Below are 22,345 nucleotides of genomic sequence, written 5' to 3' on the forward strand. Positions count from 1 at the left end.
TAACGAACCGCGAAGTGCCCCCGCATCTTGGAAAATGAATGGCACGACGCATAACCATGCTCAAAACAAATGTACAATTTTTACCCAAAAAAATTGGTGCAGCTTCCCGGCTGTGCCTCTAATATCCTGTTGATTATGAAGCTAACGACCCTCATTTTAGTCACGGCGATTCTCCAGGTTAGTGCAAACGCTTTTTCTCAAAAGATCACCTTGTCTGAAAAGAATTCCCCCTTGAACAAAGTCTTTGAAAAGATCAGTGAACAAACCGGTTATGATTTTCTGGTATCTACGGAGAACCTCAAACAAGCAAAATCAGTAACCATCCATGTACAGGAAGAAGATTTAAAAGCTGCGCTCGATATCATATTTTCAGATCAGCCACTATCCTTCGTCATCCAGGAGAAAATGGTGGTCGTCACCAAAAAGGCCCCGGCTTCCGCCGCAAAAAACAAAAATGATGCCGGCCTGCCAATCAAAATAAAAGGCAGGGTAATGGACACAGCAGGCACACCTTTGCCAGGGGCTACTATCAAAATCAAAAATTCTGCTAAAACTTCTTTTACCGATGCAGATGGCCACTTCGAGATAGCGGCAATAAAAGGTGATGAAGTGGAGGTTACGTTTATAGGATATGCCTCATTTACATTTATTGCAGAAAAGGACGAATCCTTCCTGCAGGTCACTTTGAGCTCAAGTACTGCTAAACTAAAAGAGATCAGCGTAATTTCCACAGGCTATCAAACCATACCAAAGGACAGAGCTACCGGTAGTTTTGCAACAGTAGATAATGAATTACTGAATCGCCGTGTGAGCCCCGATCTGCTGAGTCGGCTTGAGGGAGTAGTCCCTGGTTTGCTATTTAACCGTAATACGGCGAATAGTTCACAGGGGCTGGCAGATATAAGCATAAGGGGTAACAGCACTTTGTTTGCGAATAGTCAACCGTTGGTAGTATTGGACGGCTTTCCATATGATGGTGATCTCAGCACTATCAATCCAAACAACGTAGAAAACATTACTGTCCTGAAAGATGCGGCAGCTGCATCTATATGGGGCGTTCGTTCGGGAAACGGTGTAATAGTTATCACAACAAAAAAAGGTTCACGGAACCAATCCCTGAAAGCAGAGTTCAACGCCAATATCACCCTAAGCACCAATCCCGATCTTAAATACAATCCGAATTATTTGCCATCCAGTACGTTCATCTCCATTGAACGAAACCTTTTTAATGCAGGATATTATGATGGCGACTTGAGCAGGATAGCGCCGGTCTCACCAGTCGTTCAACTTCTGGCGGACGAGCGTGCCGGTACATTGAACAAGGCTGCCGGAGAAGCTCAAATAGCGTCGCTTGCTCAGAATGATGTCCGAAGCGATCTCAGCAAATATTTCTATCGCAAATCGGTCAGTCAGCAATATGCTTTAAGTCTAAAGGGCGGCGGAGCTAACGATGATTATTATATCAGCGTTGGGTATGATAAGGGCTTAAGCAATTTAATTAAAAATCAAAATGACAGGAAGACGATCAGCACGACTTATAATTATTATGTTTTGCCCGGTCTTACACTTTCTTCAAACATTAACTATGTCCAATCCTCATCCACAAATGACAACACTATCGGTCAGCTGACCTTCGGTAGCCACAACACCATTTACCCGTACGCAAAGCTGGCTGACGCCAGCGGCAATCCTTTAGCCATCATTCACAAATATCCTCAATCATTTCTCGATTCAGTTGGATCAGGAAAACTGCTGGATTGGAGTTATAAACCTGTAGATGAATTAAACGATGCAGACAATACCGTAAAGACGAACAGTGCAAGATTGCAATTCGGGGCAAAATATGACTTCCTGAAATACTTAAGCGCCTCAATCAACTACCAGTATTTAAGGGAAAGCAGCCACGCCGAAAATGATTACAGCCTGAATACGTATTACGCACGCAGCCTCATCAACCAATTTACACAAATCGGCAGCGGCGGTAACCTGACATACCCAATCCCTGCCGACGGCATATTGGAGCAGGGAAATAGTTTGCTGCGTACCAACACCGTGCGGGGGCAAATCAATTACCACCAAACATTTAACCCCGGTAACGAGTTGACTGCCATTTTAGGTGCTGAAATCCGCAGTACGGTGTTATCCGGGAATGGTAATACCATATATGGCTACGAGGCCACAACAGCGGCCAGTAACCAATCGATTGACTATACCACAAATTACAATTTTACTGATGGCGGTGGCGGAAAGATACCCACGATCTTATCGCTTTCACAGACAACGAACCGCTATATATCTTACTATGCCAATGCTGCCTATACCTATCTCGGCAGATATACACTATCGGCGAGTGGACGTATTGATAAATCGAATCTTTTCGGCGTAAACACCAACCAGAAGGCCGTACCGCTTTATTCCGGCGGCTTTTCCTGGAACCTGAGCAAAGAGCCTTTTTATAAGGTTGAGGCCCTGCCATATTTAAAAATCAGAAGCACCTACGGGCTGAATGGCAATGTGAATACAAATGCCACAGCTCAAACAACTATCCGGGAGTTTTACAACCTGAATCCTTATTCACCCATACCATTTGACCTGATCATCAATCCGGGTAACCCTGAATTACGATTTGAAAAGATCAGGATGATCAATCTCGGACTGGACTTCTCCTTAAAAAACAATATCATCAGCGGAGCCCTGGAATATTACCTGAAAAAAGGGAATGATCTTTTCGGATACAGCCCGCTCGCACCTTCTACAGGTCTAACTTCCTTCTTTGGGAATAATGCAGATATTGAAGGCCACGGCTTTGATATCCAGATCAATGCAAACCTAAAAAAAGGCTCATTCGGCTGGAACGCGTCATTCCTGTTCAGCCATGCTACCGATAAAGTAACCGGATATGGCACTGAGATGAGTGGTAATGACTATGTCGTTACGGGCAATGCCAGCAGCGTTACCCCGCTGCAAGGAAAAAGTTTATTTGGGATCTACAGCTATCGCTGGGGAGGATTAACGCACGACACCGGAAATCCGCAGGGCTATGATGCTACTGGGAAATTAACCACTGATTATAATGCCATTATCAATGGAACGACCCTCAGCAATATGGTGTATAACGGTTCTGCGCGCCCGTTATATTTTGGTTCGTTTCGTAATACCTTCAGTTATGGGCAATTATCCTTATCACTGAATTTTACCTACAAACTGGATTATTATTTTAGAAGACAATCCTATACCTCGTCTGCCTTGCCCTACGATGGGAACAAAGATTATTTTAAACGCTGGCAGAAACCAGGAGATGAGGTAAATACCAATGTTCCATCCTACCAACCTCCTCCGTTCGATAACTCCCGTGATGACTTCTACTACTATTCATCTGCGCTTATTGACAGGGGTGATCACATCAGGTTTCAGGACCTTACCCTGAGCTACGGTTGGGATAAAGCCAGCGTAAAGCACTTGCCTTTTTCTCATTTGCAGCTATACAGCTATATCAACAACATAGGCATTATATGGCGGGCGAACCATGATGGTTTGGATCCGGACCTCCTGGTCGGATCATATCTATCGCAGTATCCTTTACCAACTACATTTTCCATTGGATTTAAAATAACCCCTTAAAATGAAAAACTCAAGTAATATTTCTATCAAATATATTTTGGTTTTCGCGGGTTGGCTTTTAACCCTAACGGCCTGCAAGAAAGAAGATCGCTTCCTTGCCGCGAAACCTGATCAGCAACTCTTTATACCAAACACGTTGACCGATCTGGTTAACCTCATACACAACGAACAGGTTTTTAATACAACAGATCCCGGCTTGGGGGAAATAGGAACAGATGATTTCTTTGTTACAGACGCGGTTTGGACCGGATTATCGACAACAATTGACAGGAATGGCTATATCTGGGCAAAAAATGTTTATGACGCCGGGCAAAACGTATCAGATTGGAGCCTGACTTATTCGCAGGTATATTATGCAAATACCGTGTTAGACAACCTGCCTCTTATTTCCGTTTCCAAGGACCAGCAAACTCAGGCTGACGAATTAAAAGGAGATGCGTTATTCTTCCGCGGTAAAGCGTTTTATACCCTTTTACAAACCTTTTCTTTACCATATGATAGTAAGACCGCCGGGTCAGACCTCGGCATCCCGTTGCGACTGACATCAGACCTCAACCAGAAATCCGTCAGGTCCAGTATCCAGGAAGGCTATAATCAGGCGATTTCCGACCTGCAGGCATCCGTTAATTTACTGCCGGTTACAACGCCGTTTAAAACACAACCCTCACAGGCTGCTGCCAACGGTTTTCTATCACGGGTATACCTCGCTTTAGGTAATTATCAAAAGGCCCTCGATTGTGCGAACCTTGCCCTGAACCAGTATTCAACCCTGATGGATTTTAACGTCCTCAGGCCCGGCGCGTATAATATCAGTTCCACGTACCTACCGGAAGATATTTTTCATTGCGTACTGCAAAGCCATTCCGTTACTACCATCAGTTATCTGTCAATTACCGACACGCCTTTGTATCACTCTTACGCGCCTAATGATCTCCGTAAATCGGTCTTCTACCGTATCAAAAACGGCTCACCCTATTTTCGCGGCAATTATGATTATAAGTACTTCAACTATAGCGGGATCGCTACGGATGAACTATACCTGAATAAGGCAGAATGCCAGGCGAGGCTTGGTAATCCGGATGATGCGATGAATACGCTGAACTCCCTTATGGTGGCCCGCTGGGCGAAAGGGACATTTATTCCATTTACAGCAAGTTCTTCAGACGATGCCTTGATTCAGATTTTAAACGAGCGGCGAAAAGAACTGCTTTACCGCGGGCTGAGATGGACGGATTTAAGAAGGCTGAACAAAGACCCAAGGTTCGCCACCACCCTTAAAAGGATTATTAACGGGGTGACGTACACGCTGCCACCCAATGACAACCGATATGCCTGGCCCATTCCTGACAATGAAATCGCCTTAACCAATATGCCTCAAAATGAAAGATAATATGAAAAAGACACTTTACACTGTTGCCTGCTGCTTACTTATGCTGCAAGCGTCAGCTCAACAACAATATGCCACGATTACCTGTAAATTATACAGCTTAAACAGTGATGAAGCCGTAAACCTTGTAAGTGATAAATACGGAACACCGATAATTCCCGGAATTCAGCGGATCTACGCACAAAAACTGGTTAATCATGTGGCCCGATTCAAAATACCGGTGGGCAATTTCCCTATGCGGTTTCATGTAAAACTCAACCGGATTGATCTCCCACTGAGTCTCGATGTATATCGTAGGATGAATTATAATTATTATTTAGAGGCCGGTGATAACATTGTATTGACCGAATCGAACGGCAAACTGAATTTCTCCGGGAAAGGATCTTTTAAATTTAAAGTCGCCGATCACATTGATGCCCTATACTTCAAATATGATGTCCCAATCAGTCACGCAAGTTCAAATGGTTTTTGTAGCTATGCCTTTAAAGCGGATACGGCTTATTTGGAAAAAATAAAATATTTAAGGAACAACAAAACTTTGGTTAGTCCCGCCATGGCAAGGATGTTTGAAGCTGATATCTTGGGCGATTATCTCGCCAGGTTTTATGTTCTGCACTACAGTTCCAGCGAGATAATCAGACAAGTTATAGATAGCCTTCAAAATTGCCATCCAGATCTTCCTGAGAACGTAATTGATCGTAAAAGTTTATATGCGTTTAACGAATCAGCATATAGTTTCAATCTGGCATTTGGAATTAATGCACAGTACACTTATGACTCCTGTTATAGCGCCAGTAAACCAATCAATTTACTAAAAGCATACAATGATATCAAAGCCACTTATAAAGGCTTACTTAGAGAGCGCCTGGTTGTCCAGCTGCTTTATCAAAACACGAAGTCTACAACTGATTTTACCGGACTCGCCGAAGATGCGCTAAGCTATGTGAAAGCGGCTGATCTTCATGCAGCATTACAAAAACTGATTGCCAACCACCAAGTCGGAAAACAGGCTTTCAATTTTGAGCTGCCCGATACAAATGGAAGGATGCATCGCCTATCCGACTACAAGGGAAAAGTGATCCTGCTGGACTTTTGGTTTAATGGCTGCGGCAATTGTCGGGATATTGAGCCTTACCTTAAAACTATAGAAAATAAGTTTGAAGGCAAGCCGGTCATTTTTATCAGCATTAATGTCGATAAAGAAAAAGAACGCTGGTTGAGAGGAATACGATCCGGACTCTATACCACGAAGGGAGGACTTGATCTCTACACAACAGGCCGCGGTGATCAGGATGCGACTATACGCAACTTTGATGTAACGGCTTCAGGCTACCCAACCTTAATCATCATTGATAAAGATGGCAAAATGATGCGTAATCCAAAGGACCCGAGAGGCGATAACGGGGGCGACCTGACCGATTTAATCGAATCTGCTATCAGGTAAGAAGAAGTGGTTGCCTGCGGGCAACCACTTCTTTTGTTATCAATTGTATGCATCCGGCGCAGGATTTGTTTTAGTGAATTGCGCAGGATAGGTATCATCCGGCAAACTGGTGACACCACTGCTGGTTGAGGTGATGGTACAATTTAACTTTTGCGTTGGCGTATTACAAGCCACGCCTGGTCCGGACGGATGTACCGCCGTCCATTTGGCATGGGCGCCAGTAGTTTGAATGGCGTAATACGTTGTTCCAGCATTGTGTTTGGGTGCATTAAATGCAAAAGCACTGCCGATACCAGTAACTGAGACCATGGCCATCAGGCCGATTTTTAACTTTTTCATAAAATTATGGTTTTAAATTTAATCTGCCGGTTGTTACCCAGGTGCCGGTTCAAACCTGATTTCGCGCGTGAAATATCTTGTCAAGCATACTTTAGATGCATATGGTAAGTGTTCAACTATTTTTATGTTCACCAGTTGTTAATTTGAGAGACCTTGCAACTTCGATTTTATGACTGATTGCGCCGTTTTTTAAGCGGTAAAGCCCGAATGCTGCCAGGAACACAAATACTAAATTGAATACGAGGTGCTGCCACCAGCCGAGTAATTGGATAACACCGCCGCAGGTACATGGCACATAAGGAAAGAAATGAAGTAGAATAGCGCCGATGTAAAGCGAGAATGCGCTCATGAGTCCGATGAACAAATAATACCCCAACAACCTCGTCTTTTCAAAAACAAGCATTGCCGAAACGGCGATTTCTGTCGCAGGGAGCGTCCAAACAATTAATGTCGCAAACCATTTTGGGAAAGGTTGATTCTGCATCGAATGCACAAACGCGGCTATATTAACCAGCTTGCTGAAGCTGGCATATAGGAATAATAAGATCATTAGTGCTGTGATTACCTCAATTAATACTTCTTTTTTCATGACTCAATTTATTAAACTTGTAATAGCGGGAAACTAAATTTGTCCGGATCTGACTGGCGTATTAAAAAGTGCAATATGCCCGCATGTCCGTCGCAAAGGCCAACCTTTTGTTCGAGGTAATCGTCAGGATGCCAATAGTGAAAACCGTTTTTAGACCTGTTGCCTGTATGATGGAAAAACAATGCGATTTGGTTTGCCCGTTCCCGCCATTCCGTTTCGTTAAATACCAGGCCAGCTTCGATATATACCTCGCCAAGACCGGCTAAGCCGTTGGAAAAACTTGCAAAATAGCTTGAAATAAATGTCGGGTGTGCCAGCAGCGCTTCACTCGCGATTTCTTTGTACAAAGGGTCCTGAAAATATCGGTAAGCCTGAATGAAAACATAGGCAATTCCCGTAAACCCACATTCCACCCAGGGATTAGCGTTCGAAACGTTTGGGTTTACCGTCCATATATGATGTCCATTTTGCAGCGTTCTGGCTCCTGCCAGGTATGACAGCGCTTTCCGGGCAGCTTCGCCTGCTTTATGATGATCCAGTTTAGCCGCACAGGAAAACAAAAAAAGAGCAATACCTGCAATGCCGTGAAATAAGCCCGGCACCTTTACCCGAGAGTTCCTCGTATCCTCGTCATCCAGTAGCCAGGACCCGTCGGCCTCTTGCCGAGCTAATATTGTTTGAATGATATCGTTCAACCGACCATAGGCCTCGCGTGAGTTTATGTCATGCAGGTAATTTAAAATAGTCAGCCCCTGACCAGATAAGCCATTCTTTAACCCCAGGTAAATTGGTGACACATCTAATAAATCAAGCGCCGATTCAGTAGTATAATTTCCAGGCAATAATTTTGCCACTGAAAGTGCTGCAGTGGACACTATTAAGTCAATCTTACCGGGAAAGAAATTGCCCTGAACCTCGTTCTTTTTTAAATTTTCTAACTGCAGCATTTCGCGCAGGTGATGTCGCACCATACTTTCATCTTCACTGTCAAACAGGTCAGTCCTTGCATATTTAGCAAGGGCATACATCATACCCCACCGGCCTTCAGCTAAACCAAAACTTTCTGATAGCCAGTGTAATTTATCGTCAATGAAAAGCGGTGTGGCCAAAGCTTTGACGGCTTCCTTTATGGTTTGCGTACTTATGTATTGGTCAATTGAGGGCAGAGGTGAACTTCCTGCTGAACTTACATCTGATTGAAACGATTCAATCGTTTTATTAATGAAATATAATGTAGGCCTTTCTGTAGGATCCGGGTGCAGGCATGCTTCGATCAAACGACAAATCGCTTTATTGGGGAAGAAATGTTTAAGTTGTTCTGCCAAATACCAGGTGTTTTGCGTACTGAACTTTAAAGGTGGCAAGCCTGTAAATATTTTGATTAAAATCCCTCCCAGGCTGTATATGTCATCACTGTATTGCGGGGGCAAAGAATTCTGTTGCTGAGGAGAAATATATCCGGGTGTTCCAAGTAAAAATGGTGGACTGGGAAGTTGAAGTGCTATTGAGTAGCACAATTCCAGATCTGTGAGATACACTTTTCCATTAGGTAAAACAATAAAATTATCCGGATTCAAATCCCGATGCAAAAACTCCTGTCGATGGAGATTCGCAATGATGTCTATGACCTTCGTCGTCAGGGACAATAATTCGAATTGTTGGCGAGCTTCCTGATTAATCCAGTTTTTGCCTGAGAAGATCGAGGTTACGATATCGCTCAATGAAGTTCCTTCAAGAAACTCCATTGATAAATAAGTTCTATGGTCATACTCAAAAATCTCCTTTATTTGAGGCAAGGGCACCGCTCGAATTAGTTTTTTCTGCGCCTCGAACTGCCAATTCAGCCTATCCCGGATGTCCCGCCCTGAATCGTCAAAGCATTGGTGTGGATTGCCTTGTTTCAACAAACACAATTCACTATTATAAATCAGGTTTAGTTTAATGCATTTCCAAACTGATCCTTTGGGGTCATTTTTAATTTGCTGCAGGGGCAGATAACGGCGTGCTATGAGTCGGGTGGTCTTTTCTTTTTTTAGAGGCAACAGGTCATTGAAAGGCCAGTCAATTTTTCGCGCCTTTAAATGATCAATAAGAATATTTGTACCACTGACCGGTATACCTCTCCTGATTCTTAATTTTGATTCCCCGGGGATTAATGTTCCATAAGAAAGATAAACACAAGCAGAAATGCCGGCCGCATCAAGAACTTCCGGACCCTTTAAATCATTCGTCAACCCGATTAAAGTTTTGGTAAGATGTTTTACCTGGTTTACATCCATAGATATTACCGATATCACCTTACCTACAAGATCTAATCCCCTTCGGCCGTCAAGAATTTCGTTATGCAGTAACGAACCAGACGGCATGAGAAACGATACCTGAGCATTCAATAATTCACTGATAATTTGAGGGGCAGCAAGCATAAATTGCTGGCGGACGATTGAGACATGAATCAGCCAGCCTTCTTTGAGTGTATGCTTGCCAACTACGATATAAGGTTTAGTAAAACAATAGGTTATGCCTTGGTTAACAATTATTAACTCATAATCAAAAAACTCCTCAGTTTTAAGACTTGCTGGTGACGTAGTATAAACTGATACATCGCTGTCCTGATTTACTTCCCTTTTCATATGTAGGTATTCGCTTATGTTTATGACTTACACAGCATAAACTTTAAATGAATTATATGAAGTAAAATAACGCCATATATTATGACCGAAACAGGGACAAAAGGGTAGTAGAAATTTATGGGTATTAACTATTGATTAATCAGCACTTACGCATAGCGTAAGGAGAAAAAATTCATAAATGCAGTTATTTCAACTAAGCGGCCATTAAAATTATCGCAACCCTTTACTCCCTGAAGTTGTATAAACTAGGCTCGCGGCTCTTTTGAAGTAAGTTCCTGAATCACGATGTTTTGGATATCATTTTTTATACTCAAGTAATTGGCCATGAGCATATCACTATCCGTTTTTCTAATCTCCGGTATGCTCATATATCCATTCTCCTCAGTCTTAATGGCGTCATGATCATTAATGATCGAACTATGAAAAACCTTCAAGTCTATTTTGTTATCAGGGTTATCAGCAACGAGCCCGACAAATTCTCCCGACGATAACGTAGCTATCTTTGAAGCAGGTATGGCAAAATCCAGTTGTGTTGATTTACTAATTGAAGTATCCTGACTATTAATGGTTACACTTTGACGCTCCTGCATAATCTTTCCAAACCGTTCACTCAATTGTTTTGCGGTATCACCTGTAACCTGGCCTGATATAATATTGCCGACTATATTCATGATCACCTCCGCCTGTTCGCGACCATAGTCCTTTTTGAGCTGGCTATAATCTTGTACGGCGAGCGTGGTAGCAACCTTATTAGAACGTGCCGTAGCGATAAGGCTATCCATATTGTTAAAGTATATGGTAGGAAACTCATCAAAAACCAAGTTGCACTTCAGCTTGTTTTTTTGATTTACCAGCTTTATCGTTCTTGAAATATAGAGAGATAATACCGCACCGTAAACTTGCTGTTTCATTGGGTTATTACCCATGCAAATGATTTTTGGATCTTCCGGGTTATTTAGATCCAGGTTGAAATCATTTCCCGACAACACGTAATATAGTGCCGGCGAAACCAGGCGGGCCATGCTGATCTTTGCGCTGGCTACCTGCCCCTCCAACTGATCATACGCCTCGTTTTGCCAGGCAGATATAAATGGATTGATCAACACTTCAATTTCAGGTTCCATTTTCAGCAACGCAAACAGGTATTTATAATCTACCTGAGCTAATTCAATCGCGTGAGGTAGCGTACAATATTTACCATCCTGATACTTTTTCAAAAACCAAATAAGTGCAGTGACAAAATTGATCGGAGATTCTACGAAGAAGTCACCTTGCTTTTTGATCCATTCGCGATTCAACCCGAGCATAAAAGTACGGGATGATTCCATGGCATCTGTGATGTCTGTCATGCTTCCCGGCTCCAATGGATTGCAGCGGTGTTTGATCTTATCAAAATCGATAAACCAAATACTGGGCTTTTTCTTATAATTTCCTGCATGCTTTAGTAAGGCATTATAGGCAATGATTGAGAGATCAGGGAATTTAAAATCATAGATCAGCATGCTAAAACCCTTTTTAATATGCTGTGTAATTACATGCCGAATTACAAAATACGATTTGCCCGCTCCTGGTCCCCCGCAAACCAGCAGTGATCTGAACGGGTTGATTAGGTTTATCCAGCTCCGCCTTTTCTTATTTTTGAGATTATATTCAGCAGGCAGGTTTACCGAATATTCATTTTCCAGCAGGCGCTCCTCCTGTGGAAACGTTTCGTTTTCCTTATTAAAAATGTCTCCCGTTAAATTGACATTAATGATCCTGAACAATAGGCTGACCCCAGAAATGAAAAGAAGGAACCCGAGGCTTGTCACGCTGATATAAATGGCCCCAATTGCCAAAATCGACAAACGTAGACTGAATAGAATGCCGCTTAAATAATAAAACAATAAGCCGAGTATTATATAGGTTATTGCATTGGCTAAACGAACACTTTGATCTTTCTTCCCTCTACTACCAATCAGCGAGGCAATCAAAAAGACGATAGCAAGCGATTTTGTCAGCATTGAATTTCTAAAAACAGGAAGCTTATAAATGTTGACTAATATTCGATTGACAATCGGGTATGTCAAGTGCATTTGTTCAATTGCACCATAACAGCTGAAATAAAAATGAAGGATCAATATCAGTATACCTAAATATCTGGTAAAGTCCATGATCTTTCTGAGCGCTTGTTCATTTTCACCTGTTTGCATAACTTTTAATTAAAGATTTATCTTCCTACGTTTTTTCTTTTTCCGGCGTTCGAATAGGTTTTCGCTGCCAGATAGATCCGTTGGGCTAAGCAGCTCGTCCAAAATTGATCGTGAGAATTTGCTATTTGATTCAAGTGTATTTTCAATTTGAAGATCTTTTCCTTGATCGCCAATGCTTCCATAATATTGGCTGTTTGTTTCGGCGTTATTTTGTACCGTGTTAATAGTAGAAGCGGCACTGTAATTCTTACCAAGCTCACTGCCGTTAAAAACGACCTTGTTTTCAAGGTCAACATAAGTCACACCATAAATCCTGCCTTCTGCATTTTCGCGGAACATACCTTTAATACCGCGCTTTTTCAATTCATCAATGAATTGATCTTTAGTGGATGCCTTCGAAATGGCATTGTCAATTCTGGACTTGACCTTATCTTTAAAGGGCTTTCTCAAATATTCTCCTAACAGGAACCGCTCTTCCAATAATCTAAGCGTTGGTTTGCTATAAATTGCACTTGCTTTAATAGGCACACCCACCCTTTTTGCTTGGTTATCTAAAGCCCAATAACGCAACCCCGCCTTGTCGTACATGACAGATTCTTTGGCTCCGCGGTCAGCCTCTATATTGTATAGTTTCAATACCGCGTTGAACTCAGGCAGGCTCGTGAATTTGTATTGATGAATTACTTCGTTCACAATATTTGTCATCGTTCTTTTGGTATCAGTTGAACCATATACTAATGGTTTTACTTGAGCTGGGTCGATTTGCTTATTAAGATTTTTTTTGGACTCGGCCTGGATCAACCCAAATTCTAACTCTATTTCCTTTCTTGCAGGTTCTGAAACTAAGCGGCCGATATTATGCAGACTGATGCGGTTTGCATCGGCTTCAATGTTTGTCGTAACAATATGTATGTGCGGATGACCGGCATCGAAATGTTTATAGATCAAATATGGCTGGCATTCAAATCCGATCTTTTTCATATATACATCGGCTATGGCTGTCAACTTATCATCATCAATTTGCTCGCTTATATCAAAGTTTAGTGAAAGATGGACCGTATTTGTTTTAGTCCGGAAATTCCTTCCGGCTAGGTCTGTAAGCCGGAAAAGTTTATCATAAAATGATAGCTTCTCGTGACTTTTAACATAGCCGCTCACGGCAATCAATTTTGCTTTTCCGGCTTTGACCTTATTTTCATTATAGTTCAAAGCGCCGATCAGGCTCTTTCCACTTTTAATTTTTGCGACCATAGGTCAGAATATTTATTCATACGTTCTTTAATTTCGCTGATTGATGGTTCCAGTTTTCCGTTAATTATCGTTAATAAATTCATCCATAAACGTGTATCTGGGAAACCATGCGCACTATTAATATTCCGGACAGCCTGGTTTAAATTGTTGCCGATAGCGTTTAATTCACGTCTTAGCAAAGCCAGTTCCTCCAACATTTCATCCATTGATTTGTCCCGGTGAATAACAGTTACCGGCTTACCCAGGATCATCGCTCTGCCGAACTCGCTCAAATTTTGAAAAGTGGATTTTTTAAAGCTTTTATTTAGCTGTTCTTCTTCACTTGGTTTCAGGCGAACCTTGATCCACTTTGAACGATTTTCATTACCTTCTTCCATATTAAAAAGTTTAAACAAACCGACTTCGGAGGGTTTGACGATGGTCCCGAAACGACTTCGGAGTAGAGGGCAAGATTCGTTTGTGGTACAAACGTACATCTTGCTAACTGCAAAAAGACAGCAGTTTAAGTCCTCGGAAAGGTCATCAGCCCTTATCAAATCCTCCATTATTAACTAATTAAGATCCTGTCCAAATGCGCATATCGCAATGGTTTTCAAGTTCCAACCTGCGGTGCTTTTGCATCGAGAAAGAATTTAAGGGCGAGTATGTTGATGTCCTTTAAAGATAGATCTTGATCGATGCCATAGGACTTCATCCGCTTTAGCAAGCCTTTCGGTATCCATGTATTTAGCTGGGCCTCTTCTTCCTTTTCCACCTCTCTCAGTTTTACTGGGTGCACTTCCTGAATAGGCGTTTTAGGCGTATCCGACTTTAATTTGGTGGCCAGGTTACCCAACTTGTTTTTATATTCTTCCATGACTAAGCGACTATGATGTAATTACATATTTGCAATAAACCGTAAATACACAATTACATAAATCTGTATTTACATAAATGCAGAAACTTGAAATTGCATAAAACTGTCTTTATGTATTTATGCACTGATATAGTCAACGATCTCTTCCGCAAGGGAAGTGATTTCTTCTTTTGCTTTAACATCCGCTGATTGGAGGATACCGGATGTCATTGAGGAGCGCGTGATGCTTACCCGGTCATGAACCATCGTTTTTAAAAGCGGGGTTCCAAGGCTCTGCAGCAGCTCCTTTATATCTTTGGTAATAGCAGATCGTGGTTTGATCATGTTCAATACAATGCCTGCTTTTAACTGTGGATTTTTTGCCTGCGAAAATTTGATCAGGGTGAGCGTTGACCGGACTGCCATGACATCAAAAAAGCCGGCCTTCGTAGGAACCAATACAAAATCCGAAAATTGAAATAACTCGGTTAATTTGTTTGACAAGTAAGGAGGGGTGTCCACTATTATCAGGTCATAGTCTAAATTAGGAATGTCGCTGATCTGCTCAGCGGATAAAATCGCTAATCCCGGAAAATCGTCTTTTACATGATAAATACTTCCCTGTAAATCTGAATCAACTAGGGCCACCCTTAATTGATCCTGAAAGCACAATGCCAGATTAAGGGCCATCGTGCTTTTTCCTACGCCACCCTTTTGGTGCGCTACTGTGATGATCTTTGCCATATTACATAAATCTAAATCGCTGTAAATACATATTTCTGTAATTCTGTATTTTGAGAATTACATAGCAAAGGTGGCAGTAAGGTATCGCAAAAGACTCCGATGTTATCCGAGTCGGAGGCGGTTTTTTTTTGCATAAAAGAGATTTCTCAAATTGAATTTCATTTTTAAAAGCAGATATTGTTAGATGCTTCAAATCACATCCGACAAACGGTTATTTATTACTTATGGCCAAAGATCACGGGAGATTTTTTCAGGTCAACTTTATGGTTTAGTGACGGATAAATACGGTACTGGAACATTTAATGAACAACACCTGACTGCTGAAATTCTTAATTTCTGTTACGATTGGACTGCTGATAAGTTTATTCAAATCATAGTCGCAAATCAGGACACAAGATTTCTCTATTATCTTTTTGAAAATCATGAATCATCGATCCATTTATATTATAGGACGGCCGAAAAAAATTTTGATAAAGAAAAAATCAATGAAAATACGTTATCGTTAAATCGTCGCATTTTGAAACTTGCTCTTGAACAAACCTGTGACATTGATTATATAACTAATAAAGAACCTTTAACCCGCCAAGTCGTTACATCATTTGTATTGATAGTCGAAGATTTATTGTATTTGGGAGAGCGACTATTCGCATACTCTGAGCATCTCGCGGAACAGCGTATGATGGAAAACCCCATTGAAATTGTTGTAGCACCTTCTGAAGTGAAAGTGCAGCGCAACTATCATTACGATCAGGTTTACCGTATTATGGAAAAGTTTTTTCAGGAGGGATTTAAAGAGGGCCTTGTAGACAGTCAAGTTATTAAAGAGCTTAGGGCTCAGTTGGAAATTTGTATGGGAATTAACTATGATTTTGCAGGAGGGCAAATATTTCAGATGAAAAGACATCATGCGCCTGATTACCCGCTGTATCAAACAATTCAGCCGGAAGCCCTTATTCAGAATCTTATACATAATGGGGTTGATGAACAATCTGCCAGGAACTTCTATGCAGGTTTAACTATTTCCAGACATAATAAGTTAACCATTAAAAACTCAGTTTACCTGTCGGGATCTTTTCACCGATATATGTTCAGGCCTATTTTGATTTTAAAAAAGGATGGTGAAGAGAGGGCTTGGGTGGGTGACGAAAAATGGCAGGAAAGCATATTGGTAATGGCAACAAATGGTTTTCAATGGCAACTTGCACCTGAAGAATGGAAGCTAAATGACTGTTTTTTAAATTACCTATCGTCTAAACACGATGAACATGATAAGATACTTGAAAAGGAGGTTATTAAGATTTTAGATAAAAGGAAAGTATGTTACGACTATCACATAGAAAAGTTAATAAATAGCAAAGGTGTAACGATTGATATCATCGCTAACCCAGGTGAGATTGACTTCATCATTGTCGATTCTGCTGTCAAGAAAATATTAGTTACAGACTGCAAATATCATCGTGCGCGATATGAAATGACCGGATTTTCCAACGATTTCTCACATTTCAAAAAATATGAGAAGCAAATGAAAAGGAAATTAAGATACGTAGCAGATAATCTTAGTTTGATCCAGGAGCATTTCCAAAGGCTATGTAAACTACCTGACCTGGATTTGTCAGCATACAAAATAGATGGATTATTTATAGTTAATACGCCTACATTTTACATCTTCAACGGGACGGTAAAAACCATAACTATTGGACATTTGGAAGAATTTATGGAAGATGGTTATGAATTTGGCGATATTACTTTAAAAGATAAGGACAACAATAGCAAGACTATAAAACATCCCTATTTCACCATTCAATAAGAAAGGCTGATTACCTTTTGTAATTACATAATTATAGATTTATGCAATTACATATGCGACAAAAAATTAAAAATCTGTCGCACAACGAAGAATTGCGACAGATTTAGAAATTATGTGACAGATTTGAGTTATCCACTATTTAAGTCGCATGTGTTTTAAAGGATATGTAATTATGTACATATAGAATTACATAAGCAGTACGACTACTTGATCACGTAAAAAGAATCAGGAAAAATTGAAATAATGACTGAAAGTTCGGTTCCTTTTTTTGTATATTTGATCTGTAAAAGTTCTTTAAAACAACGCAAACTACCTCAAGTTATCCGGTGACTATCTCGGTGACTAATAGTTTTTAGATATTATAAATACCTGGTATTTAATGCATTAACGAAATGGTTCGGGTCCCGTCCATTCCGCTAAAAGAGCCGCAAGGCTTCGTAAAACGCTTAAATCATTTGGTTTAAGCGTTTTTTTTGCTCAAAAAATCGCATAACTACTCAGGTTTGATGGATCAGTCCGAAAGGTTGGGCCACTTTAAATCTGTAATTAAAGTATATCCGTTTAGGCAAATTTAGTCCGGGCACGGTCCCTCCGGATGCTATAGCAGACTTTTATATACCTATTGCTATCATAAGTTAACTTTTGAATAGCCCTTAGTTATGGTTTGGCTATTTCAAGCACCATCCTGCCACTTATATCTCCTTTTTTCATATCATCAAACACCGTATTGATGTCTTCCAGTTTAACAGGATTAACAGTGGCCTTAACTTTCCCCTCCAATGCAAAGGAAATGGCTTCTTCCATGTCCTTTCGTGTTCCGACGATGGAGCCTTTAATGGTTGTGCCGTTAATGACCGTGTTAAAAATAGAGAGATCAAAAGTTCCGGCAGGCAACCCGTTCAGCGAAAGTACCCCTTTACGCCTTAGCGCGCTTAATCCCTGGTTAAAGGCAATCGGCGATGGCGCAGTTACCAGTACACCATGCATACCACCTGTTTCCTTTTTAAGGTACGCGCCCGGATCTTTTTCTTTGGCATTCACGGTAAGGTCTGCACCCAGATCTTTTGCCAGCTTCAGTTTATCACCGGCAATGTCGATTGCTGCAACATGCAGCCCCATTGCCTTCGCGTACTGAACGGCCAGGTGTCCCAAACCACCAATACCGGAAATAGCGACCCACTCTCCGGGTCTGGCTGCAGTTTCTTTTAAGCCTTTGTAAACGGTGACGCCGGCGCAAATAATCGGCGCCATTTCCGTGAAATTTATATTTGGAGGAAAATGTGCAACATACCTGGAGTCTGCAACCACGTATTCCGCAAAGCCGCCGTCAACACTATAGCCGCCATTCTGCTGCGCCTCGCAAAGCGTCTCCCATCCGGTATAACAGTAATCGCAACAGCCGCAAGCACTATATAGCCAGGGCACTCCTACGATATCACCTTCCTTAATTTTTTGTACGCTGCGACCCAAAGCAACAACATAACCAATGGCCTCATGTCCCGGAATTAAAGGCATTTTCGGCTTTGCAGGCCAGTCTCCCTGGCAAGCATGTAAATCGGTATGGCAAACGCCACAGACAATTACCTTAACCAGGATCTCATTTTCACCGGGTTCCCTTACCGGCATTTCTTCAATATGCAATGGCTCTCCAAACGCGTGAATCACTGCTGCCTTCATTTTTTTAGGTATCATAAGTTTTATTTAATAGTACACAGTTATTGTATTCATTATTTATCCCGGCAATAGAAAATAGCCTCATGAATGCACAGATATAACGCTATGATCCAATCAGTTTGCCAGTACGCCGTAAAGGTCATCCATTAACAAATAATAGCGCTGACGTACATCATAGTATCAAATGATTTACATCATTAATTCTTTCTACCGTGGGGATTCCAGTCGCGGTTTACGCATCTGATAATTAAGCGGCCCTCTTAAAACAAGAAGACCCGCTGTTTGTTGCGGGTCTTCGTATTATAAACTAACCTCAGTTTAATTAATAGGCATTATCCGCCGTGGTTACACGGATCAGTTTAGCATTAACGAATTCGTATATGGCAGCAGGCGATTGCTCCCGCCCATATCCCGAATGTTTGGTGCCACCAAAGGGCAGTTCAGGCGCAATACCGGTTACATGATTGATGTATACCATGCCTGTATCAATCTGCCTGGCCACATTAATGGCCCTGTCATTATTGGAGCTGAATACGCTGCCTCCCAAACCGTAGTCTGTGGCATTTGCCAGGTCAATGGCTGCCTGCTCGTCTTTTACTCTGTAAAACATGAATACCGGGCCGAATATCTCTTCCTGGAAGGCGGCGGTTCCGGGCTGGATGTCGCAAAGAATGGTCGGCTCCATAAAGGCGCCCGGCCGATCGATACGGTGCCCGCCCGCTATCACGGTCGCACCTTGTTCAACTGCTTTTTGCACCTGTTTGATCACGTCTTCAACCGCTTTTTCACTGCTTAAAGGCGCCAGGTCGGTTTGCTCATCCATAGGGTCGCCTACCTTTAACGAGGCGAATTTAGTCTTTACTTTTTCCAGGAATACATCAGCAATGCCCTCCTCCACAATCACTCTTTTAGGCGATACACAAACTTGCCCTGCATTCCAGATGCGGCCGCGCACGGCCGCCTCTGCTGCTTGTTCCGCGTCAGCGTCATCCAGCACTACAAAGGCGTCACTGCCGCCAAGTTCCAATGTAGATTTTTTAATGTATTTTCCGGCTGCTGCTGCAATGGAAGAACCCGCAGGCTCACTTCCGGTAAGCGTTACGGCCTTAATTCTTTTATCGGCTACCAGGGCATCTATTTTGTTGCCCGGAATAAATAAGTTCTGGTAAACACCCAGAGGGAAACCCGCTTCCAGGAAAATATCCTCCATGACCTGCGCACATTGCGGCACATTTGAGGCATGTTTCAGCAGCATGGTATTACCTGCCATCAAATGAGGCGCCGCCGAACGGGTGATCTGGTAGAACGGAAAGTTCCAGGGTTGTATGCTAAGCAAAACACCAATGGGCTCATAGCTCAGAAAGGCAGAACCCTGGGGCGTTTCCAGGGGCTGATCGGCCAAAAACTTTTCACCGTTATTTGCATAATAGTCAAAAATTGCGGCACAAAGCTCCACTTCTGCGCGACTCTCTTTTACCAGCTTTCCCATTTCCAGCGTAGCCAGTTCTTCCAATTGGTTTATCCGGATGCGCATAAGGTGAGCCACCCGGCGCAAAAGCTGTGCGCGCCCCGCTTTAGGTGTTTTTCTCCATGTTTGAAAAGTGTCATCGGCCAGAGCGATCTTTAATTCGATCTGCTCATCACTCATTACTTCAAAAGATTTGACAAGTTCATTATTAAATGGGTTCACCGTTTTTATCGGTGATGTTTTAGTTACTGTTTCCATTTTATGGCTTTTTAAAGGTTAATCAAAGTTAGGAACAGCCTGTCCGGCAGAAATGACACAGAACAATTATATCAGTGAGCTTCCTCATTTGTTATTATGTTGTATCCCAATAAATTTGGTATAGATTATTAAATAAGTTACCATGAGTAAAGAACTAATGGAGTTTTCGGGTCAGATAGATGAATTATTTGACCAGATTAGCGTTGAGGCGGACGATTTCTGGGAACAGTTGACACACATGTTTATCTGATTGGAAGCTCTGAGTGGGTATTGACCGACAATTCCGCGCAGCAAATTCATCAAATAGCGCAAAACAGATTACTAAACAGATACGAAAAATGATTCAATAAGCCCGACAAGCCTTTATTGGATACGTTTTTTCTCCCGCATTTCATTTTCTATTTCAATAGCTTTGGGGAAGAGGATATTATTTTCCAGGTGCAAGTGCAGGTAAATGTCATCTTCGTACTCCTGCAACATTTTATAGAGTATCCCGTAACTATGCGGAACATACGGTGGCAGCTGGTAATTTCTTGTCAGGGTACGAAGCATCCTGAAATCTTCGGTAAGGTTTTCATGCTCCGCTTCCAGGAGGTAAACCGAAAAAGAAAGAGGGCCAAATGCAGCCTCTTTAATAACACTGCCACTCTTATACGCTTCGTTTAATGTTATGATATAGGGGAAAATATTTTGCTCTTCCTTATCCATACTTCGCATCAATAGTTTACTAATCTTCTCAAAAATCGCAACTACTTCTATAATCTCCGGGTATTTTTCACCATAGGTTTTACTTATTTTTTTTGAGAGTTCCTGAATAAACGGCGTATTGCTCTTTAAATACAAGTGGTGCAGTTTAACCATGTATTTGCACATAAACCCAATATCCCAACTTTGAAAATCCATGTCAGGCGTCAACAAGGGCTGCGTTTCGGCGGCTAACATAAGGGACAATTCGCTTGCAGCCAATCCATGTTGTTTACATACCTCTTCGATTGTTCGTTTGCCACCGCAACTAAAATCAATCCCTAAGTTTTTAAAAATCGCTGCCTTGCCGTAATCCCGGGCGACTATCTCACCAATGGTCTCTTCATCGTGTTTTTGCAATCCTTTTACAATTTTTATCTGCCAAACCAATGGCTCCTTTTTAACTGGTTCCCATCTAAATGTTTGTCCGCACTTCGCCAATAAATACTCATATAAAGGTTTGGGATCATCATCAATGCGGATAATAATTGATGATCCTGGCCTGAGTGCGTCAAACTTTTTAAATATTACAGAATGCTTTAAACCTCGTTCAATAAGGGCAACATCAACAATCTCCGGTACTTCCATTTCAAGAATTTGGTCGCAAAGCTAAGTCTGCAAACAAGCCTGGCAAATGACGAAGGTCACTTATTGCGTCATTAGTTGATATATATTTTCTGAAACCCCACTTAAAAACACTTACCGCCGGATGATTCTTTTCCGGTTGAGCGGGCCAAATCAACAAGTATTAAAATAAAAGCGGCGGGGATATTAAATTGAATAGCGCATGGTGGAATAATTGGTGTGACTGGGGATGCCACGTAATATTTGACGCTTAAATGGTCAGGGTAGCATAATTACAAGAGGCTGATTGTTCGCGGAGATGCTGGTTTTGAAGTACTCATATTTTGCTGCCATAAGTCAAGGTTTCTGATTGTTTGATCGGCAATTTCCTGCAAAGCATGGTTGCTTTTTTCTTGTAACAGATCAGATGAAATAGTTGAGATTTTAATCCCATCGATTACTGTTGCTTCCCGGTCAATAATGTTCTTTTCAGCGCAGCGTGTGACGATGTATTTTATACCCAGACCGGCCAGTTTTTCCATAACCGAAGCAGAAATACCATCATTAGTAAAAACAATAACGGCGTCTTTTCCCGCTGCGAAATTGATGGTAGCATCGCTTAAAGGATTCGCTATAAGCGTAATATCATGTTTTTTTTGATTGGCCCGCGCCAGGAATTCCTTTTCGAATGGTTCTATATCGTACGCTACTGCTTTCATTACCTATATATTTATCCGGTAAAAATACAGCTAATAGATAATGCAGGTTATGAGCGGTATCAGTAAGAAAAATGATCTG

At 41.7% G+C, this 22,345-nt stretch carries 16 protein-coding genes; 4 read left to right on the top strand and 12 right to left on the bottom strand.

From position 1 onward, the window contains the following. Positions 1-135 precede the first annotated feature (135 nt). Genes KXD93_RS24135 through KXD93_RS24145 form a run of 3 tightly spaced genes read left to right on the top strand, consistent with a single transcriptional unit; the run spans position 136 to position 6,452 of the window. Positions 136-3,621, top strand: coding sequence for a SusC/RagA family TonB-linked outer membrane protein (locus tag KXD93_RS24135; protein WP_258139975.1), 3,486 nt, complete (start codon positions 136-138; stop codon positions 3,619-3,621). Position 3,622: 1 nt separating this feature from the next. Then, positions 3,623-5,011 (top strand): RagB/SusD family nutrient uptake outer membrane protein, encoded by a 1,389-nt coding sequence (locus tag KXD93_RS24140; RefSeq protein ID WP_258139976.1) that lies wholly within the window; start codon positions 3,623-3,625, stop codon positions 5,009-5,011. Position 5,012: 1 nt separating this feature from the next. Then, the gene (locus tag KXD93_RS24145; protein WP_258139977.1) at positions 5,013-6,452 is read left to right on the top strand and encodes a TlpA family protein disulfide reductase; all 1,440 of its coding nucleotides are present in this window, start codon (positions 5,013-5,015) and stop codon (positions 6,450-6,452) included. Positions 6,453-6,491: 39 nt separating this feature from the next. Here KXD93_RS24145 and KXD93_RS24150 read toward each other — a convergent pair whose 3' ends face one another. The 8 genes from KXD93_RS24150 to KXD93_RS24185 form a co-directional block, all read right to left on the bottom strand. Next, positions 6,492-6,791, bottom strand: a complete 300-nt coding sequence (locus KXD93_RS24150) for a DUF6520 family protein (RefSeq protein WP_258139978.1) — start codon at positions 6,789-6,791, stop codon at positions 6,492-6,494. A gap of 112 nt (positions 6,792-6,903) precedes the next feature. After that, the gene (locus KXD93_RS24155) at positions 6,904-7,380 is read right to left on the bottom strand and encodes a DoxX family protein (RefSeq protein ID WP_258139979.1); all 477 of its coding nucleotides are present in this window, start codon (positions 7,378-7,380) and stop codon (positions 6,904-6,906) included. 11 nt (positions 7,381-7,391) lie between these two features. Then, entirely contained in the window at positions 7,392-10,010 is a 2,619-nt protein-coding gene (locus KXD93_RS24160; RefSeq protein WP_258139981.1) for a lanthionine synthetase LanC family protein, read from the bottom strand. 245 nt (positions 10,011-10,255) lie between these two features. Further along, on the bottom strand, positions 10,256-12,202 hold the full coding sequence (mobC, locus tag KXD93_RS24165) for a conjugal transfer protein MobC (RefSeq protein WP_258139982.1): 1,947 nt from the start codon (positions 12,200-12,202) through the stop codon (positions 10,256-10,258). A gap of 9 nt (positions 12,203-12,211) precedes the next feature. After that, on the bottom strand, positions 12,212-13,453 hold the full coding sequence (locus tag KXD93_RS24170) for a relaxase/mobilization nuclease domain-containing protein (protein ID WP_258139983.1): 1,242 nt from the start codon (positions 13,451-13,453) through the stop codon (positions 12,212-12,214). Next, on the bottom strand, positions 13,420-13,830 hold the full coding sequence (locus KXD93_RS24175) for a plasmid mobilization protein (RefSeq protein ID WP_258139984.1): 411 nt from the start codon (positions 13,828-13,830) through the stop codon (positions 13,420-13,422). The genes KXD93_RS24170 and KXD93_RS24175 overlap by 34 nt, the downstream gene beginning before the upstream one ends. Positions 13,831-14,045: 215 nt before the next feature. Continuing rightward, positions 14,046-14,309 carry a hypothetical protein gene (locus KXD93_RS24180; RefSeq protein ID WP_258139985.1) on the bottom strand — a complete coding sequence of 88 codons (264 nt, stop codon included), beginning with the start codon at positions 14,307-14,309 and terminating at the stop codon, positions 14,046-14,048. A 117-nt stretch (positions 14,310-14,426) separates the two neighbouring features. Then, positions 14,427-15,032 carry an AAA family ATPase gene (locus KXD93_RS24185; RefSeq protein WP_258139986.1) on the bottom strand — a complete coding sequence of 202 codons (606 nt, stop codon included), beginning with the start codon at positions 15,030-15,032 and terminating at the stop codon, positions 14,427-14,429. Between the two features lie 184 nt (positions 15,033-15,216). On the opposite strand from KXD93_RS24185, the gene KXD93_RS24190 reads away from it, so the two are divergent. Further along, complete coding sequence (locus KXD93_RS24190) at positions 15,217-16,839, top strand: hypothetical protein (protein ID WP_258139987.1); 1,623 nt, start codon at positions 15,217-15,219, stop codon at positions 16,837-16,839. 657 nt (positions 16,840-17,496) lie between these two features. Here KXD93_RS24190 and adhP read toward each other — a convergent pair. The 4 genes from adhP to KXD93_RS24210 all read right to left on the bottom strand — a co-directional run bounded on the left by adhP (position 17,497) and on the right by KXD93_RS24210 (position 22,266). After that, a complete protein-coding gene (gene adhP / locus KXD93_RS24195; RefSeq protein ID WP_258139988.1) occupies positions 17,497-18,531 on the bottom strand; it encodes an alcohol dehydrogenase AdhP in 1,035 nt (344 codons plus the stop codon). 304 nt (positions 18,532-18,835) lie between these two features. Continuing rightward, positions 18,836-20,239 carry an NAD-dependent succinate-semialdehyde dehydrogenase gene (locus tag KXD93_RS24200; RefSeq protein WP_258139989.1) on the bottom strand — a complete coding sequence of 468 codons (1,404 nt, stop codon included), beginning with the start codon at positions 20,237-20,239 and terminating at the stop codon, positions 18,836-18,838. A 363-nt stretch (positions 20,240-20,602) separates the two neighbouring features. After that, on the bottom strand, positions 20,603-21,571 hold the full coding sequence (locus KXD93_RS24205) for a DUF542 domain-containing protein (protein ID WP_258139990.1): 969 nt from the start codon (positions 21,569-21,571) through the stop codon (positions 20,603-20,605). Positions 21,572-21,840: 269 nt separating this feature from the next. Next, a complete protein-coding gene (locus KXD93_RS24210; RefSeq protein WP_258139991.1) occupies positions 21,841-22,266 on the bottom strand; it encodes a Rossmann-fold NAD(P)-binding domain-containing protein in 426 nt (141 codons plus the stop codon). Between the last annotated feature and the right edge of the window lie 79 nt (positions 22,267-22,345).

The sequence above is a fragment of the Mucilaginibacter phenanthrenivorans genome, from assembly GCF_024721155.1.
GTDB lineage: Bacteria > Bacteroidota > Bacteroidia > Sphingobacteriales > Sphingobacteriaceae > Mucilaginibacter > Mucilaginibacter phenanthrenivorans.

Coding starts and splice junctions, on each gene's coding strand:
- KXD93_RS24135 (WP_258139975.1), top strand. CDS start 136: ATGAAGCTAACGACCCTCATTTTAGTCACGGCGATTCTCCAGGTTAGT.
- KXD93_RS24140 (WP_258139976.1), top strand. CDS start 3,623: ATGAAAAACTCAAGTAATATTTCTATCAAATATATTTTGGTTTTCGCG.
- KXD93_RS24145 (WP_258139977.1), top strand. CDS start 5,013: ATGAAAAAGACACTTTACACTGTTGCCTGCTGCTTACTTATGCTGCAA.
- KXD93_RS24150 (WP_258139978.1), bottom strand. CDS start 6,791: ATGAAAAAGTTAAAAATCGGCCTGATGGCCATGGTCTCAGTTACTGGT.
- KXD93_RS24155 (WP_258139979.1), bottom strand. CDS start 7,380: ATGAAAAAAGAAGTATTAATTGAGGTAATCACAGCACTAATGATCTTA.
- KXD93_RS24160 (WP_258139981.1), bottom strand. CDS start 10,010: ATGAAAAGGGAAGTAAATCAGGACAGCGATGTATCAGTTTATACTACG.
- mobC (WP_258139982.1), bottom strand. CDS start 12,202: ATGCAAACAGGTGAAAATGAACAAGCGCTCAGAAAGATCATGGACTTT.
- KXD93_RS24170 (WP_258139983.1), bottom strand. CDS start 13,453: ATGGTCGCAAAAATTAAAAGTGGAAAGAGCCTGATCGGCGCTTTGAAC.
- KXD93_RS24175 (WP_258139984.1), bottom strand. CDS start 13,830: ATGGAAGAAGGTAATGAAAATCGTTCAAAGTGGATCAAGGTTCGCCTG.
- KXD93_RS24180 (WP_258139985.1), bottom strand. CDS start 14,309: ATGGAAGAATATAAAAACAAGTTGGGTAACCTGGCCACCAAATTAAAG.
- KXD93_RS24185 (WP_258139986.1), bottom strand. CDS start 15,032: ATGGCAAAGATCATCACAGTAGCGCACCAAAAGGGTGGCGTAGGAAAA.
- KXD93_RS24190 (WP_258139987.1), top strand. CDS start 15,217: ATGCTTCAAATCACATCCGACAAACGGTTATTTATTACTTATGGCCAA.
- adhP (WP_258139988.1), bottom strand. CDS start 18,531: ATGATACCTAAAAAAATGAAGGCAGCAGTGATTCACGCGTTTGGAGAG.
- KXD93_RS24200 (WP_258139989.1), bottom strand. CDS start 20,239: ATGGAAACAGTAACTAAAACATCACCGATAAAAACGGTGAACCCATTT.
- KXD93_RS24205 (WP_258139990.1), bottom strand. CDS start 21,571: ATGGAAGTACCGGAGATTGTTGATGTTGCCCTTATTGAACGAGGTTTA.
- KXD93_RS24210 (WP_258139991.1), bottom strand. CDS start 22,266: ATGAAAGCAGTAGCGTACGATATAGAACCATTCGAAAAGGAATTCCTG.